The organism is Duganella levis (genome assembly GCF_009857605.1).
GTDB lineage: Bacteria > Pseudomonadota > Gammaproteobacteria > Burkholderiales > Burkholderiaceae_D > Rugamonas > Rugamonas levis.
Window position 1 is genome coordinate 1 of sequence record NZ_WWCT01000048.1, and the last position, 15,555, is coordinate 15,555.

Below are 15,555 nucleotides of genomic sequence, written 5' to 3' on the forward strand. Positions count from 1 at the left end.
TCAAAGCTTGATGACCATAGTAAGTCGGTCCCACCCCTTCCCATCCCGAACAGGACCGTGAAACGACTCTACGCCGATGATAGTGCTGCAACCAGTGTGAAAGTAGGTTATCGTCAAGCTAGTTATATAGAAAAACCCCAGTTAAGCCTGAACGCGCTCAAGATCGCGCTCAGTGCAAAACTGGGGTTTTTTGCGTTTGGCGCAACAGATAGTTTTGGTGAGTATTGACCTCTGGAAATAAAGGAGTACCATCTCGACTTTCACCGCCTACGCATCACCTCTCAATGAAATTCGCAGCCCAAAAAACGCTGTACTTCACATTGGCATTGATGGCCTGGGCACCTGCCCACGCCGATGAGTTTGCCGATGTCAGTAAGCTGGCCAAAGCTGGCAAAGTCGCCGAAGCCCTCACCAAAACCAATGAGTATCTGAGCAAGCACCCCGCCGATGCGCAAATGCGCTTGATGAAGGGTGTGCTACTGACCGATCAGAACAAGCCGGAAGAGGCGATCGCCGTCTTCATCAAGCTGACCGAGGATTACAAGGATCTTCCGGAGCCGTATAACAATCTGGCGGTGCTGTATGCGGCCAGTGGGCAGTATGACAAGGCGCGCGTGGTGCTGGAGAAGGCGTTGCGCACCAATCCTAGCTATCAGACTGCTTACGAGAACCTGGGCGATATTTACGGCAAGATGGCCAGCCAGGCGTATGACAAGGCTTTGGCGCTGGGGACGGGCACGGCGCTGCCGGGTAAGTCTAAGTTGACCATGCTGCGCACGGTGTCGAACGGCGCTGGCAGCAAGATGGTGGGCGTGGAGCCGATGCCGGCGTCGCAAGTTGCGGCTGCTGCGGTAACGATTCCACCACTGGCGACGGCACCTGTGGCGGCCAGGCCGTTGCCAACGCCTGCGCCGGTTAAGGTTGCAACGGCGCCTGCACCGCTGCCGGCACCAACGCCGATGCCGACGCCAGCTCCGGCCGCGCCCAAGGTCGCGGCGGCTCCGCTACCTGGGCCAGCACCCGCACCGCTCAAGGTGGCTGCGGCACCTGCGCCGGCGCCAGTTCCGGCCAAAGTCGTGGCGGCGCCAGCGCCAACGCCAGCGCCTACCCCGGCGCCTGTCGCCACGCCGGCACCGGTACCTGCCAAGGTCGCGGCGGCCAAGCCTGACACGTCCGAGCGCGATGCTGTGCTGGCGCAAGTCCATGGCTGGGCCAAGGCCTGGACCTCACAGAATGTCGATTCCTATCTGGGCTACTACAGCCAGCAGTTTGAACCGCCTAAAGGCTTAACGCGCAAGGCTTGGACCGATGAGCGCCGCGCCCGCATTGAAGGCAAGGGCCGCATCCATGTGGAGGTGGCCGCGCCCGAGGTGACCGTCAACGGCAACACCGCCAAGGTCAGCTTCCGCCAGACCTACGAATCCGACCGCCTGACCGCGCGCAGCCGCAAGACGCTGGTTATGGTCAAGAACGGCGGCAAATGGCAGATCAAGCAGGAAGTTTCCAATTGAAGGCGCGTCTTGTCACCGGCCTGGGCTTGCTGCTCCTCAGCTTGATGGGAGGAGAGCTCAGCTACGCTGCAAAAAAGCCGGAACGGGCGGCTGCCGCCCGTAAGGCCAATCCGGAAGAACTGCTCAACGATATCTACGCCGAGCTGTCGAAGAACGATCTGGATGCAGCGCAACGCAAGGCGGATGCGCTGGTTGAGGCGTATCCAAGCTTCCGTCTCGGCCATCTGGTGCGCGGCGATATCCTGCTGATGCATACGCGGCCGGTGGTGGCGCTGGGTGCGGCAGTGCCGTCCGGCGCCGAATCGAAGCTGGCCGATCTGCGGCGCGAGGCTGCGGTGCGCTTGCAGGCTGCGCGTCCGGCGCCGGCCTTGCTGCCGCGCGCGCTGCTGCAAATGCGCAAGGATCAACGCCATGCGCTGATCGTCGACGCCCGCCACTCCCGCCTGTACCTGTACGAGAACCGCAACGACGGCCTGCGGCTGGTGCAGGATTTCTACGTCAGCCAAGGCAAGCTGGGCATCAACAAGCTGAAGGAAGGCGATATGCGCACGCCGGTTGGCGTGTATTACCTGATCGGCCGCTTGCCTGGCGTGAAGCTGCCGGATATGTACGGCAAGGGCGCGCTGCCGCTGGATTATCCGAACGACTGGGACAAGGTGAACGGCCGCAGCGGTTCCGGCATCTGGGTGCATGGCACGCCGCCGGAAACCTTCAGCCGGCCGCCGCTGTCGACCGACGGCTGCGTGGTGGTCAGCAATGACGACCTGAATTTCCTGACCCGCACGGTGGAGATTGGCAAGACGCCAATTCTGATTGGCGACCAGGTGGAATTCGTCAGCAAGGAGCAGGTGGACAAGGACTTGCAGCAGGCGGTCGGACTGGTGGAGACTTGGCGCCGTGATGTCGAGAACCGCGATGATGCCAGCCTGAAGGCGTTGTATTCGCCGAAGTTCAAGTCAGCTGCGGATGAAAATATCGATGCCTGGCTGGACAAGAACCGCTATCTGCCGGGGGCGAAGAAGATCAGTGTGACGATCAGCGATTCCAGCTACTTCCGTCAGCCGAGCCAGGAAGAGGTCATCGTCAGCAATTTCACGCAGCAGATCGTGATCGGCAAGTTCCGTCACGCGGTGCGCAAGAAGCAGTATTGGGCCAGGGAGGGCAAGGCCTGGAGGATTGTGGCTGAGACCAACGTATAAAAAAAGCCCCGTGAGGGGCTTTCTTATTATCGCGATCAGAAGTGATACGCGGCCTTCAGTTCGAAGTAGTTGATGCCGGTGTTAGGCTTTTTGTAGCCACCGTTCGAGAAGTGCTGCACCTTGGCGCCGATTTCCCATTTGTTGTCGAACACATAGCCAATGCCGATGTGGTCGCCGAACTGGAACAGGGTCGACAGGCGATAGGTGTCGTTGTTGTACAGGTCGGACAGACGGTGTACGCCGATGCCGCCTTCGTAGTACAGACCCTTCTTGTTGTCGTTCTGGAAGCGGAACACTGGGGTGAAGCCGATATCCCACAGATTCTTGTCGTTACCCGAAATGTTCATGTACTGCTTCTGCTGCCAGAAGCCAACGCTGGCTTCCCAGTAACCGCTCAGGTGGGTGCCGTTCGACTGGAACCATTGCACGTCCCAGTCCTTGGCCACGCTCAGGCGCTCCATGCGCACTTTGGCGGAGGTGGCGTAGTCAACCGACACGGAATCGATCAGCTTGTCGTCGGCCAGCGCGATCTGCGAGATGGCCAGCGCGGCGGCTGCCGCGATCATTTTTTTAGCGAACATAGTATCCTTGGAGTGATGGAATGCTGTATCTCAGATTGTTATACGGCTAACCCATGATTGTACCGGGGTTCTCAAAATAATTCAGGAGCGGAATTGTCGACGCAAATTACCTTTTTAGGCATAGGCTTGATGGGAGAGCCGATGGTGCGGCGCCTGCTGGCGGCCGGCCATACCGTCACGGTCTGGAATCGCACCCACGCCAAGGCTGAGGCGCTGGCCGAGGCCGGTGCGCGTCCCGTGCAGGATTTGCAGGAGGCGGTGCGCGGTGCGCAGATCGTCATCTCCATGCTGGAGGCCGGCCCGACCGTGCAGCTGGTGCTGGAAGCGGCTCTGCCGGCGCTGGCGCCCAACGCGCTGTGGCTGGACATGAGCTCGACCCAGCAGGCGGAAGCGCAAGCCTTCCACGCCCAGCTGACGGCCCAGGGCCGGCGCTTTATCGATGCACCGGTATCCGGTGGCGTCGGCGGCGCGGCGGCCGGCACGCTGGCGATCATGGCCGGCGGCACAGTAGAGGACTTTGCCGAGGCCGAACCGGTGCTGGCCACCACGGGCCGCGCCACACTGGTGGGGCCGGCCGGCGCCGGGCAGGTGGCCAAGCTGTGCAACCAGCTGATTGTTGGCGCGACGATCAATATTGTCGCGGAAGCCATGTTGCTGGCGCAGGCGGCCGGCGCCGATCCGGCCGCGATGCGCGCCGCCATACGCGGCGGCTTTGCCGAGTCGAAGATATTGGATGTGCATGGCCAGCGTATGCTGGAGCGGAATTTCGTCGCCGGCGGCAAGGTGAGCACGCAGCTAAAGGATCAGCGCAACATCCTGGCGGCGGCGGAAGCGGCCGGCATCGTGCTGCCGCTGACGGAGCTGGTGACGGCGCGCTACATGACGCTGTCGAAGACCATTCCGCAAGCCGACCACTCGGCCGCGCTGATCGGGCTGGAGCAGTTGAACCGGGCCAGCGCGTCGGCGACGGCCCGGACAAATTAAGCTAAGGGCAGGCTGGCCTCGACCAGCTTGACCCAGAAGCTGGCGCCGATCGGCAGCAGGTTGTCGTTGAAGTCGTAGCTGCCGTTGTGCAGAACGCACGGGCCGAGGCCGTGGCCGCCGTCGCGGTGGTCGCCTTCACCATTGCCGATGAAGATGTAGCAGCCTGGCCGCGCTTGCAGGAAGTACGAGAAGTCTTCCGCCGCCATCGAAGGCTCGGTCTTGTCGTCGACCTTGTCGGCGCCGACCACCGCCTTCATGACCTCCACCGCAAAGCGCGTCGCTTCCGGATGGTTGACCAGCGGCGGGTAGTTGCGGCGGAACTTGAATTCCACTTCCGCGCCAAACGCGGCGGCCGTGTTGACGGCTACTTCTTCCATCTGCTTCTCGATCATGTCCAGCACCGTGGCGGACAGCGTGCGCACAGTGCCGGCCAGCTTGGCTTCGTCCGGGATGACATTGGTGGCGGTGCCGGCGTGGAACTGGGTCAGCGACAGCACGGCGGTGTCGATCGGATTGGTGCGGCGGCTGACGATGGTCTGCCAGCTCTGCGCGATCTGCATGCCGATGATCACCGGGTCGATGCACTTGTGCGGTTGCGCCGCGTGGCCGCCCTTGCCCTTCACCGTCAGATAGAACTCGTTACTGGACGCCATCTGCGCGCCAGGCCGCACGCTCATGTGGCCGGACGGGATGCCGGGCCAGTTGTGCATGCCGTAGATGCTGTCCATCGGGCATTGCTCGAACAGGCCGTCCTCGATCATGCGCCTGGCGCCGGCGCCGCCTTCTTCGGCCGGCTGGAAAACGAGATAAACAGTTCCGTCGAAGTTGCGATTTTCGGCCAGGTGCCTGGCGGCGCCGAGCAGCATGGCGGTGTGGCCGTCATGGCCGCAGGCGTGCATCTTGCCGGGATGACGCGAGGCGTGGGCGAAGGTGTTGATCTCTTGCATGGGCAGAGCATCCATGTCGGCGCGCAGGCCGATGGCGCGCTCCGACGCGCCGTTCTTGATCACGCCGACCACGCCGGTGATGCCCAGGCCGCGAATGACCGGGATGCCCCATTCGGTCAGCTTGGCGGCCACCACGTCGGACGTGCGTTGTTCTTCGTAGCAGAGTTCCGGATGGGCGTGCAGGTCGCGCCGTATTTCTTGAATTTCGGATTGAAATGCAATGATGGGATCTACCAGTTTCATGCTGCTTCTCCAATATTCGTGTCGCTTGCTTTTTAAGCATCGAGAACAGCCATTGTAGCCCTTGTCTACGGACTTAAGCCAGAGCGGGCGCAATGGTTTACGATACTGTTTTCCGCATAAGCTTTTTTGGATTTCCGACATGACTACCACACAAGTCCGCGCAGCCTGCCCGCTCGACTGCCCCGACACCTGCGCGCTGCTGGTGACGGTGGAAGACGGCGTCGCCACCGCGGTCAAGGGCGATCCCGACCATCCCACCACGGCCGGGGTGCTGTGTACCAAGGTGTCGCGCTACACCGAGCGCACCTATCACGAGGACCGCTTGCTGCATCCGCTCAAGCGCGTCGGCAAGAAGGGCGAGGGCAAGTTCGAGCGCATCGGTTGGGACGAGGCGCTGGACATCATCGCAGCAAAACTCAAGCCCATCGCCGAGCGCGCGCCGGAAGCCATCCTGCCGTACAGCTATTGCGGCACCATGGGGCTGATCCAGGGCGAGTCGATGTCGTCGCGCTTCTTCAACAAGATCGGCGCGTCGCTGCTGGACCGCACCATCTGCGCGATGGCCGGCGCCACCGGCTACAAGTACACCATCGGCGGCTCGGTCGGCACCGACATGGAGCAGTTCCAGAATTCCAAGCTGCTGATTATCTGGGGCGGCAATCCGATCGCCTCCAACCTGCATTTCTGGACCCGCGCGCAGGAAGCCAAGCGGCACGGCGCAAAGCTGATCGCCATTGATCCCTATCGCTCGCTGACGGCCGAGAAGTGCCACCAGCATATCGCGCTGCTGCCGGGGACCGATTCCGCGCTGGCGTTGGGCCTGATGCATGTGCTGATCAAGGAAGACCTGCTGGACCACGACTACATCGCCCAGTACACGCTGGGCTTTGAAGAACTGAAGCAGCGCGCGGCCGAATGGACGCCGGAGCGCACCGCGCAAACCTGCGGCATCACGGTGGAAGAAGTGGTCGACCTGGCGCGCCTGTACGGCGGCATGGCGAAGGCCGGCGAGCCGGTGGCGATCCGCACCAATTACGGCGTGCAGCGCGTGCATGGCGGCGGCATGGCGGTGCGGAATATCGCCTGCCTGCCGGCGCTGGTGGGCGCGTGGCGCCATGCGGCCGGCGGCGTGCAGCTGTCGTCCAGCGGCTCGTTCCCGACCAATAAGCCCAAGTTGCAGCGCACCGATTTGCTGAAGAAGATCCCGCGCACCATCAACATGAGCACCATCGGCGACGACCTGCTGCGGCCTGCATCGGCGGCGTTCGGGCCGGCGGTGGAAGCGATCATCGTCTACAACTCCAATCCGCTGGCGGTGGCACCGGATTCGGACAAGGTGATGCGCGGCTTTTTGCGCGAAGACCTGTTCACGGTGGTGTTGGAGCACTTCCAGACCGACACCGTGGACTACGCCGACATCGTGCTGCCGGCCACCACGCAGCTGGAGCACCTCGACGCACACACGTCCTACGGCCACCTGTACATGATGGCGAATAACGCCGCCATCGCGCCGATGGGCGAGGCCAAGCCGAACACCGAAATCTTCCGCCTGCTGGCGGCGAAGATGGGTTTCGACGACGACTGCTTCAAGGACAGCGACGACCAACTGGCGGCCATCGCCTTCAACGCGCAGGACGCACGTGCGCTGGGCTTCGACTGGGACGCCTTGAAGCAGAAGGGCTGGCAGAAACTCAATATGCCGGCCGCGCCGTTTGCACAAGGCGGTTTCCCTACGCCGTCCGGCAAGTGCGAGTTCTATTCCGCGCAGATGGAGAAGGATGGTCTCGATCCGCTGCCGGCCTATGTGGCGCCGTACGAATCGGCGGCCAGCAATCCCGAGCTGGCGGCGCGCTATCCGCTGGCGATGATCTCGCCGCCGGCGCGCAACTTCCTCAACTCCACCTTCGTCAACGTCAAGAGCCTGCGTTCGGCGGAGGGCGAGCCGCATCTGGATATCCATCCCGACGACAGCGCGGCGCGCGGCATTGTGCAGGGCGACATGGTGCGCATCTTCAATGACCGCGGCTCCTTTGTGGCCAAGGCGCGCGTGACGGACAAGGCGCGCGCCGGCCTGGTGGTCGGCTTGTCAGTGTGGTGGAAGAAGCTCGCGACGGATGGCAAAAACGCCAACGAGGTTACCAGCCAACAGTTGACAGATATGGGTCGCGCGCCGACGTTTTACGATACACTGGTTCAAGTCGAGAGAGTTGCCGCTTGAAGGTAATATATGCGCAATATTGCACGCCGAATGCTCCGCGCCAGGTACTGGCTGGCGCCGGCGTGCGTGGCGGCGATGCTGGCCGGTTGCGCGCAATTCAAGTACTACATGCAGGCCGCCCAAGGCCAGTATGCGCTGTGGTCGGACGCGCGTCCGATTGACGACTGGCTGGGCGATCCCTCCACCGATCCGCAGTTGAAGGCGCGCCTGGAAAAGGCGCTGTTGATCCGCAAATTCGCGGTCAAGGAACTGGGCCTGCCGGACAACGCCAGCTACAAGAACTACGCCGCGCTATCGCGCCCGTTCGTGCTGTGGAATGTGGTGGCGACGCCGGAATTGTCGCTGCGGCCGATCCAGTGGTGCTTCCCGATTGCGGGCTGCGTCAGTTATCGCGGCTACTACAGCAAGGACGACGCGCTGGCCTACGCCGATGAACTGCGCAAGGAAGGCAACGACGTGCAGGTCGGCGGCGTGCCGGCGTATTCCACGCTGGGCTGGTTCAGCGATCCGCTGCTGTCCACCTTCATCAACTATTCCGACGCCGAGCTGGCGCGCATGGTGTTCCATGAGCTGGCGCACCAGGTGGTGTACGTGCCGGGCGACTCCCAGTTCAACGAAAGCTTCGCCACGGCGGTGGAGGAGGCCGGCGTGGAGCGCTGGCTGGAGCTGTACGGCACCGATCCGATGCGCGACGCCTACACGCGCTATAACGCGCGCCGCCAGGACTTCCTGGAACTGCTGGTGCGGCACCGCAAAATGCTGGCCGACCTGTATGCCGGCAAAACCAGCACCCGCCACAAGCGGGCCGAGAAGGCCCGCATCTTTGCCCACCTCAAATCCGACTACCAGAAGCTGAAGGAAAGCTGGGGCGGCTATGCCGGCTACGACCGCTGGTTTGCCGAGCCGCTGACCAACGCCCACCTGTCCGCAGTGGGTACTTACCACGATTATCTCCCCGCCTTCCGGGCCTTGTTAACGCAGGAACGAACGTTCGTGCGTTTTTATGGTGCAGTGCAAAAGATAGCGACACTTGACGTAGGTCAACGCCGACAGCAGTTGGACCTCTTGGGCCGCCCGGCGATGCTCAATGCGGAGGGCGCCAAAGAGCCTCTGACCGGTGCCGAAGGCGCGCATTGATGTTGCGTTGCATCATGAAAAGCCGTTAGAACCTCCGTTCTAATTATGGTTAAATGCGCTTGCGTACGGGCTAAGTGCCCGATAGCATCGCATCATCAGCAAGCTCCCCTTACAACGATAATTATTCGAGACAGAGGCACAGGATGGAGAAAATCTGGTTGAAATCGTATCCGCCCGGCATGCAGACCGAGGTCGATACGAGTCAGTACCGTTCGCTGGTGCAATTGCTGGAAGAGTCTTTCCACAAGTTTGCCGACCGCAACGCATATGTCTGCATGGACAAGTTTCTCACCTATGCCGAAGTCGATACGTATTCGAAACGCCTGGGCGCCTGGCTGCAAAGCCGTGGCCTGAAGCCGGGCACGCGGGTGGCCATCATGATGCCCAACGTGTTGCAGTATCCGATCGCGATTGCGGCGATCCTGCGCGCTGGCTACACGGTGGTCAACATTAATCCGCTGTACACGCCGCGCGAGCTGGAACATCAGCTGAACGACTCCGGCGCCGAAGCCATCATCATCCTGGAGAACTTCGCCACCACCTTGGAACAGGTGCTGGGCAAGACCCAGGTCAAGCATATCGTGGTGGCCAGCATGGGCGAGATGCTGGGCGGCGCGAAGGGCGTGCTGGTGAATTTTGTGGTGCGCAACGTCAAGAAGATGGTGCCGGCGTTTTCGCTGCCCAATGCGGTGCGCTTTAAGGATGCGCTGTCGCAGGGCGGCAGCATGAAGCTGACGCCGGTCGAGCGCCAGTACAACGATCCGGCGTTCCTGCAGTACACCGGCGGCACCACCGGCGTGTCGAAAGGCGCGACGCTGACGCACCAGAATATCGTCGCCAACCTGCTGCAAAGCGAGGCGTGGTCGGAGCCGGCGCTGGGCGGTTCCGACGAGCAGGTGACCATCGTCTGCGCGCTGCCGCTGTACCATATCTTTGCGCTGACTTGCTGCGCGATGTGGGGCACGCGGGTCGGCGCGCTGAATATCCTGGTGCCGAATCCGCGCGACATCGGTGGCTTCATCAAGGAACTGGCCAAGTACAAGTTCAACATGCTGCCGGCGGTGAACACGCTGTACAACGCGCTGCTGAACCATCCGGATTTCGCCCATCTGGACTTTTCGGCGCTGAAGATCTGCAACGGCGGCGGCATGGCGGTGCAGCAGGCCGTCAACGACCGCTGGCTGAAGGCGACCGGCGTGTCCATCATCGAGGGTTACGGCTTGTCCGAGACCTCGCCGGTGGCCACCTGCAACCGCGCCGACAGCAAGGAATTCACGGCCACCATCGGCCTGCCGGTGCCATCGACCGACATCGCCATTTTGGATGACGACGGCCAGGAAGTGCCGCTGGGGACGGCCGGCGAGATCGCGATTCGCGGCCCGCAGGTGATGTCCGGCTACTGGAACCGTCCCGACGAAACCGCCAAGGTGATGACGCCGGACGGCTTCTTCAAATCCGGCGACGTCGGCGTGATGGATGAGCGCGGTTTCGTTAAAATCGTGGACCGCAAGAAGGACATGATCCTGGTGTCCGGCTTTAACGTCTACCCGAACGAGCTGGAAGGCGTGATTGCCGCCCATCCTGGCGTGCTGGAGTGCGCGGCGATCGGCGTGCCGGACGAGCATTCGGGCGAGGCCGTCAAGGTATTCGTGGTGCGCAAGGACCCGAACCTGACGCAAGAGCAGTTGATGGCCTACTGCAAAGAACAATTTACCGGCTATAAAAAGCCGAAATACATTGAGTTCCGCGAGGAGCTACCCAAAACCAATGTCGGGAAGATTCTGCGCCGCATGTTGCGCGACGAAGTCCCCGGCGAGAAGAAAAAGGCTGCATAAAGATGGAAAAGATTTGGCTGAAGTCGTACCCAGAAGGCGTACCGGCGGAGATCGACAGCACCCAGTTCCGCTCGGTGACCCACCTGATGGAGGAATCCTTCCGTAAGTACGCGGATCGCAATGCCTTCGTGTGCATGGATAAATTCCTGACCTACGGCGAGCTGGATCAGCTGTCGCAAAAAGTCGGCGCCTGGCTGCAGGCCAAGGGCCTGCAACCGGGCGCGCGCGTGGCCGTCATGCTGCCGAACGTGCTGCAATATCCGGTCATCATGGCCGGTATCCTGCGCGCCGGTTACACCGTGGTCAACGTCAACCCGCTGTACACGCCGCGCGAGTTGCAGCACCAGCTGACCGACTCGGGCGCCGAAGCCATCTTCGTGCTGGAAAACTTTGCCACCACGGTGCAGCAGGTGGTGGCGCAGACCGCCGTCAAGCATGTGGTGGTGGCCACCATGGGCGATCTGCTGGGCGGGCTGAAAGGCTTCATCGTCAACTTCGTGGTGCGCAATGTGAAGAAGATGGTGCCGGCGTTTTCGCTGCCGGGTTCGGTGTCGTTCAAGCAGGTGCTCTCTGAAGGTTCGGGCAAGACGCTGACGCCGGCCAAGCAGGGCCATGACGACATCGCCTTCCTGCAATACACCGGCGGCACCACGGGCGTGTCGAAAGGCGCGATCCTGCTGCACCGGAATATCATCGCCAACGTGCTGCAGAACGAAGCGTGGTTGCAGATGAAGGCCGGCGGCGAGCCGATGGTGTTTGTCGCCGCGCTGCCGCTGTATCACATTTATTCGCTGACCGTCAGCGCCTTCATGAGCATCCGCACCGGCGGCTTGAGCCTGCTGATTCCGAACCCGCGCGATATTCCTGGCTTTGTCAAAGAGCTGGCCAAGTACAAGGTGACCGTGCTGCCGGCCGTGAACACGCTGTACAACGCGCTGCTGAACAACGCCGATTTCGCCAAGCTGGACTTCTCGTCGTACAAGCTGTGCAACGGCGGCGGTATGGCGGTGCAGAAGGGCGTGGCCGAACGCTGGCTGAAGGTGACCGGCACGCCGATCATCGAAGGTTATGGCTTGTCCGAGACCTCGCCGGTGGCCACGGCCAACCGCATCGACATCAAGGAATTCACCGGCACCATCGGCCTGCCGATTCCATCGACCGAAGTGGCGATCCTGGACGACGACGGCAATCCGCTGCCGCTGGGCTCGACCGGCGAGATCGCGATTCGCGGTCCGCAGGTGATGGCGGGCTACTGGAACCGTCCGGACGAAACCGCCAAGTCGATGACGGCCGATGGCTTCTTCAAGACCGGCGACGTCGGCATCATGGACGAAAAGGGCTACACCAAGATCGTCGACCGCAAGAAGGACATGATCATCGTGTCCGGCTTCAACGTCTATCCGAACGAGGTGGAAGAAGTGGTGGCTTCGCATCCGGGCGTGCTGGAAGTGGCGTGCATCGGCGTGCCGGACAAGAATTCGGGCGAGGCGGTGAAACTGTTCGTGGTGCGCAAGGATCCGAACCTGACGGCCGAGCAGATCCTCGACTACTGCAAGCACGAGCTCACCGCGTACAAGAAACCGAAGTACATCGAGTTCCGCGATGAGCTGCCGAAGACCAACGTCGGCAAAATCCTGCGCCGCCAGCTGCGAGATGAAAAGACCGAAAAAACCGCCGCCTGATATTGAAGAGATGTTGAAAAAATCGCCTGCTGAGTCAGGCGATTTTTTTTAGGCCGGGCTGGCCGTTCTGCACCACGAAGCCGGCGGCGCGGGCGATTGGGCTGGCGCTGGTGTGCACGTCGTCCAGAGCCAGGAAGTGGGCGCTGGTGTCGGCCGGCGTGATAGTCAGCAGCATGTAGCCGCGCTTGTCGCTGCGACCGTATTTGATCGCCGGATTCATTCGCACGAAGTCGTCGGTGCGCGCCTGTGAGCGTGATGGCGAGGTGATCGAGGTGCCGCAGAACTCCGTCGCCACCAGCGGATTGCCGGCGCTGCGCGGGCGCGAGGGATTGCGCGCCAGTTCGCTGGCGAAGAAGCTGTGCACGTCGCCCGACAGCACCAGCGGATTGCTGGCGCGGCTGGTGTGCAGCGTGTCCATCAGGCGCTGGCGCGCCACCGGGTAGCCGTCCCAGCCGTCGGTCCAGAAGCGGCCGTCGCCTTCCTTCATGATCGGCAGCTGGCTGTTTTGCGCCATCAGCGTTTGCTGGGCCAGGATGTTCCAGCGCGCCGGCGAGGCGCTGAGTCCTTGCGCCAGCCATTGTTCCTGTTCCTTGCCCAGCATGCTGCGGCTGCGGTCCAGCAGCGCTGGGCAGTCGCGCAGCAGCACCGAGCTGGAACCGCCGCGTCCCTTGGGCGGGCAGGCGTGGTAGGCGCGGTACTGGCGGTCGTCCAGCACGTGGAAACGCGCCAGCTTGCCCCAGTCGTAGCGCTGGTACATGCGCAGGTGGGCGAAGTCTTGCGGCGCTACGCGCAACGGCATGTGTTCGTAGAAGGCTTGATACGCGGCGGCGCGGCGGTCGATGAAGCGCGGGTCGAGGCGTTCGTCGCGGTCGTTGCCATAGTCGTTGGCGACTTCGTGATCGTCCCAGGTGACGATCCACGGCGCAACGTGGTGCGCGGCTTGCAGGTCGGGATCGGATTTGTACTGAGCGTAGCGGGCGCGGTAGTCGGCCAGCGTGAAGCTTTCAGAGACCCGTACGGCGGCTTTTGGATGCTGGCGCTGGTATGGACCCCACTTTCCGCAACCCCGAATACGCCGTCCATGGACATAGAAAACCCCCTGTCGTGGCACCTCTTCTTGCTCATCTTTCATGTCCATGGCTAAAGCCTCGGAAATAGGGGGTCTTCGATGACCGATGTCCATGCCGTCCCTAAAAAAATCAAAGTGAACGAATTTAGGCTAGGCCATGCCTCGCATCATCAATTCGGCCAGCCAACTGGCCGGCACATCGTTCGGCAAGCTCAACGTCCAACCGCGCTCGTTGATCAGCTTGATCGCGACGGGCGCTGGCGGCGCTGGCGTTACCGGCACCGGCAACAGCCCGGGCGTGGCCGGTGACCGGGGCAGTCGGCGAACCCAGTAACCCACCTGTCGTATTGGATAGCCCTCTTGCAGGGCGAAGGCGCGTTGCGACAGTCCGCCTGCTCGCCAGTGCGCAACACGCTCTCGCCAAACCGCTTCCCGTTCGGTGTTCACCATCCTCATCTCCAAGTAAAAATGCGGAGTTTGGCCTGGGGCTTCACGGATTCATAGGTGGGTGCGCTGGACGCTTACCCCGGAAAAACTTTGGGTGTTCTTGCAACGGGCATCCAAGTTTCACCAGTAGATGGCTTTCTTTGAAGCTCGTCATCCAGCCCGTCCTCCGTGCGGTAAGAGTCGCGGTCGTAAGCCAGTACTTGGATGAGGGCCAAAACATCGGCCAATCGGCCTGGTTGAAGATATGAAGTAATAGCGTCCATTGCTACTCCTTTTGAGTTTTATCGTAAGTCCAACTCGCTGCTGACAGCGACATGCAGCGTTATCGTCCCACGGCATATTCGCATGAAGCCCCACTTTTTTGTTCGCCAAAACCGCCAACAATGGAGGCGCCTTATCGCCAGGGCGGGGTACCGCCACCAGGCAGTTGCGGAGATCCTCCCCGGACGGCGACAATCTCGACAAGCAGCGCCACCAGCCGATCTAGTTCTTCGATCGATGTGGTTCTGCTGAGACTGACCCGAATTGTGCCCGCTGCTAATGTGTAATTAACTCCCATGGCCAGCAGCGTCTTCGGGGGGCTCAGCGAACCCGAAGAACACGCTGATCCCGTTCCGACGATAACGCCACGCGCTGCAAGCTGATCCGCAATCTCCTCGCCCGATGTGCCCGCTATCGAAAAGCAGCTAGTGTTTGGAAGCCGCAGAGCATTGGCGGCATGGAGTTGAACAGAAAGAACTCCGCGCAACTGCGACTCAAAATAGTCTCTTCTATCCCGCACTTCGTCGTACAGGGCAACGTCTATTTGCCCTACAGCCGCCGCTAACCCAGCTAGACCGGGCGTATTGGTAGTACCAGAGCGCAATCCCGCTTCTTGCCCCCCGCCCACTAGCCAAGGTAGAAGCGCTGTTCCAGGGCGGCAATAAATTCCTCCTATGCCCTTCGGCCCGTGAAATTTGTGCGCCGAAAAGGACATCAAGTCAACTTCTGCCCAACTGCCCTGCAGATCGATAGGGATGCGTCCAATCGCTTGGGTTGCGTCCGTATGGAAGAGCGCAGTAGGACACCGGGCACGGACCAACTGTGCAATCTCCTCGATGGGCTGCACCACGCCTGTTTCGTTGTTTGCGGCCATAACCGAAACAAGTTGGGTGTCAGGGGAGAGCAGCTCTGCCAATGTCTCGATGCATACGATACCGTCCCTATTCACTGGGATCACTGACAGTTCGCAACCGTTCCTCCCAAGCCGTTCGGCCGGCTCACTCACCGAAGGATGTTCGATCGCACTAATGCACACCTTCCTAAGTCTCGAACCGTTAAGTGCAGAAAATATCCAGTTATTTGACTCCGTCGCACCTGACGTAAACAAGAAGCAGTCCGGTTCCTCGGCATTGAGAAGGTGGGCCAATTGCCCGGCTGCGGTGCGACGGGGCACGTCTGCTCCAGTGTAACCAGCAGTGTTCGCAGAAGCGTTTGCATAGCAGTTCTCAAGGTAATGGGTGACCGCCGCGACGACAGTGGAGGACGCCTTGGTTGTGGCGTTGTTGTCGAGATAAATCACGCTGATGCAGTCCCCTGTTGATTTGCATCCAAAACTGACCCACTTTGCCGCATAATTTGCACACGAAACTGACCCACGTTTAATTCACAATCCTACTCATGACATTGAGTGGGGAATTGGAGTGATCGACGTGGCATTACT

At 61.3% G+C, this 15,555-nt stretch carries 12 protein-coding genes, 1 rRNA gene and 1 pseudogene; 8 read left to right on the plus strand and 6 right to left on the minus strand.

Annotated elements, in window-relative coordinates; genetic code table 11:
* The first annotated feature begins 6 nt into the window (after window positions 1–6).
* The 3 genes from rrf (at window position 7) to GTP69_RS29795 (ending at window position 2,710) form a co-directional block, all read left to right on the plus strand.
* Window positions 7–119 (plus strand): 5S ribosomal RNA (gene rrf, locus GTP69_RS29785).
* Window positions 120–284: 165 nt separating this feature from the next.
* Window positions 285–1,511: a nuclear transport factor 2 family protein gene (locus GTP69_RS29790; RefSeq protein ID WP_161058255.1), complete on the plus strand. Its 1,227-nt coding sequence runs from the start codon at window positions 285–287 to the stop codon at window positions 1,509–1,511.
* On the plus strand, window positions 1,508–2,710 hold the full coding sequence (locus tag GTP69_RS29795) for a L,D-transpeptidase family protein (protein WP_229261215.1): 1,203 nt from the start codon (window positions 1,508–1,510) through the stop codon (window positions 2,708–2,710). The genes GTP69_RS29790 and GTP69_RS29795 overlap by 4 nt, the downstream gene beginning before the upstream one ends.
* 35 nt (window positions 2,711–2,745) lie before the next feature.
* Here GTP69_RS29795 and GTP69_RS29800 read toward each other — a convergent pair whose 3' ends face one another.
* On the minus strand, window positions 2,746–3,291 hold the full coding sequence (locus tag GTP69_RS29800; RefSeq protein ID WP_161058256.1) for an acyloxyacyl hydrolase: 546 nt from the start codon (window positions 3,289–3,291) through the stop codon (window positions 2,746–2,748).
* Between the two features lie 141 nt (window positions 3,292–3,432).
* Here GTP69_RS29800 and GTP69_RS29805 point away from each other — a divergent pair.
* Window positions 3,433–4,280 (plus strand): annotated as a pseudogene (locus tag GTP69_RS29805) (NAD(P)-dependent oxidoreductase).
* Here the strand turns inward: GTP69_RS29805 and GTP69_RS29810 are convergent.
* Window positions 4,272–5,465: a M20 aminoacylase family protein gene (locus tag GTP69_RS29810; protein WP_161058257.1), complete on the minus strand. Its 1,194-nt coding sequence runs from the start codon at window positions 5,463–5,465 to the stop codon at window positions 4,272–4,274. The pseudogene GTP69_RS29805 and the gene GTP69_RS29810 sit on opposite strands and share 9 nt — an antisense overlap.
* A gap of 139 nt (window positions 5,466–5,604) precedes the next feature.
* Here GTP69_RS29810 and GTP69_RS29815 point away from each other — a divergent pair, with 139 nt between their 5' ends.
* The 4 genes from GTP69_RS29815 (at window position 5,605) to GTP69_RS29830 (ending at window position 12,337) form a co-directional block, all read left to right on the plus strand.
* On the plus strand, window positions 5,605–7,683 hold the full coding sequence (locus GTP69_RS29815; RefSeq protein WP_161058258.1) for a molybdopterin-containing oxidoreductase family protein: 2,079 nt from the start codon (window positions 5,605–5,607) through the stop codon (window positions 7,681–7,683).
* Window positions 7,684–7,713: 30 nt separating this feature from the next.
* Window positions 7,714–8,820 (plus strand): aminopeptidase, encoded by a 1,107-nt coding sequence (locus GTP69_RS29820; protein ID WP_229261216.1) that lies wholly within the window; start codon window positions 7,714–7,716, stop codon window positions 8,818–8,820.
* Window positions 8,821–8,963: 143 nt separating this feature from the next.
* Window positions 8,964–10,655 carry a long-chain-fatty-acid--CoA ligase gene (locus GTP69_RS29825; RefSeq protein ID WP_161058260.1) on the plus strand — a complete coding sequence of 564 codons (1,692 nt, stop codon included), beginning with the start codon at window positions 8,964–8,966 and terminating at the stop codon, window positions 10,653–10,655.
* Window positions 10,656–10,657: 2 nt separating this feature from the next.
* Window positions 10,658–12,337 (plus strand): long-chain-fatty-acid--CoA ligase, encoded by a 1,680-nt coding sequence (locus GTP69_RS29830; protein WP_161058261.1) that lies wholly within the window; start codon window positions 10,658–10,660, stop codon window positions 12,335–12,337.
* 34 nt (window positions 12,338–12,371) lie between these two features.
* On the opposite strand, the gene GTP69_RS29835 is transcribed toward GTP69_RS29830, so the two are convergent.
* From GTP69_RS29835 to GTP69_RS29850, 4 genes are all read right to left on the minus strand, one after another.
* The gene (locus GTP69_RS29835; RefSeq protein ID WP_308494480.1) at window positions 12,372–13,475 is read right to left on the minus strand and encodes an alkaline phosphatase D family protein; all 1,104 of its coding nucleotides are present in this window, start codon (window positions 13,473–13,475) and stop codon (window positions 12,372–12,374) included.
* Between the two features lie 81 nt (window positions 13,476–13,556).
* Window positions 13,557–13,862, minus strand: a complete 306-nt coding sequence (tnpA, locus tag GTP69_RS31940; RefSeq protein WP_443093256.1) for an IS66 family insertion sequence element accessory protein TnpA — start codon at window positions 13,860–13,862, stop codon at window positions 13,557–13,559.
* Between the two features lie 65 nt (window positions 13,863–13,927).
* The gene (locus tag GTP69_RS29845; RefSeq protein ID WP_161058264.1) at window positions 13,928–14,116 is read right to left on the minus strand and encodes a hypothetical protein; all 189 of its coding nucleotides are present in this window, start codon (window positions 14,114–14,116) and stop codon (window positions 13,928–13,930) included.
* A 131-nt stretch (window positions 14,117–14,247) separates the two neighbouring features.
* Window positions 14,248–15,414 (minus strand): cysteine desulfurase family protein, encoded by a 1,167-nt coding sequence (locus tag GTP69_RS29850; RefSeq protein ID WP_161058265.1) that lies wholly within the window; start codon window positions 15,412–15,414, stop codon window positions 14,248–14,250.
* Window positions 15,415–15,555 lie beyond the last annotated feature (141 nt).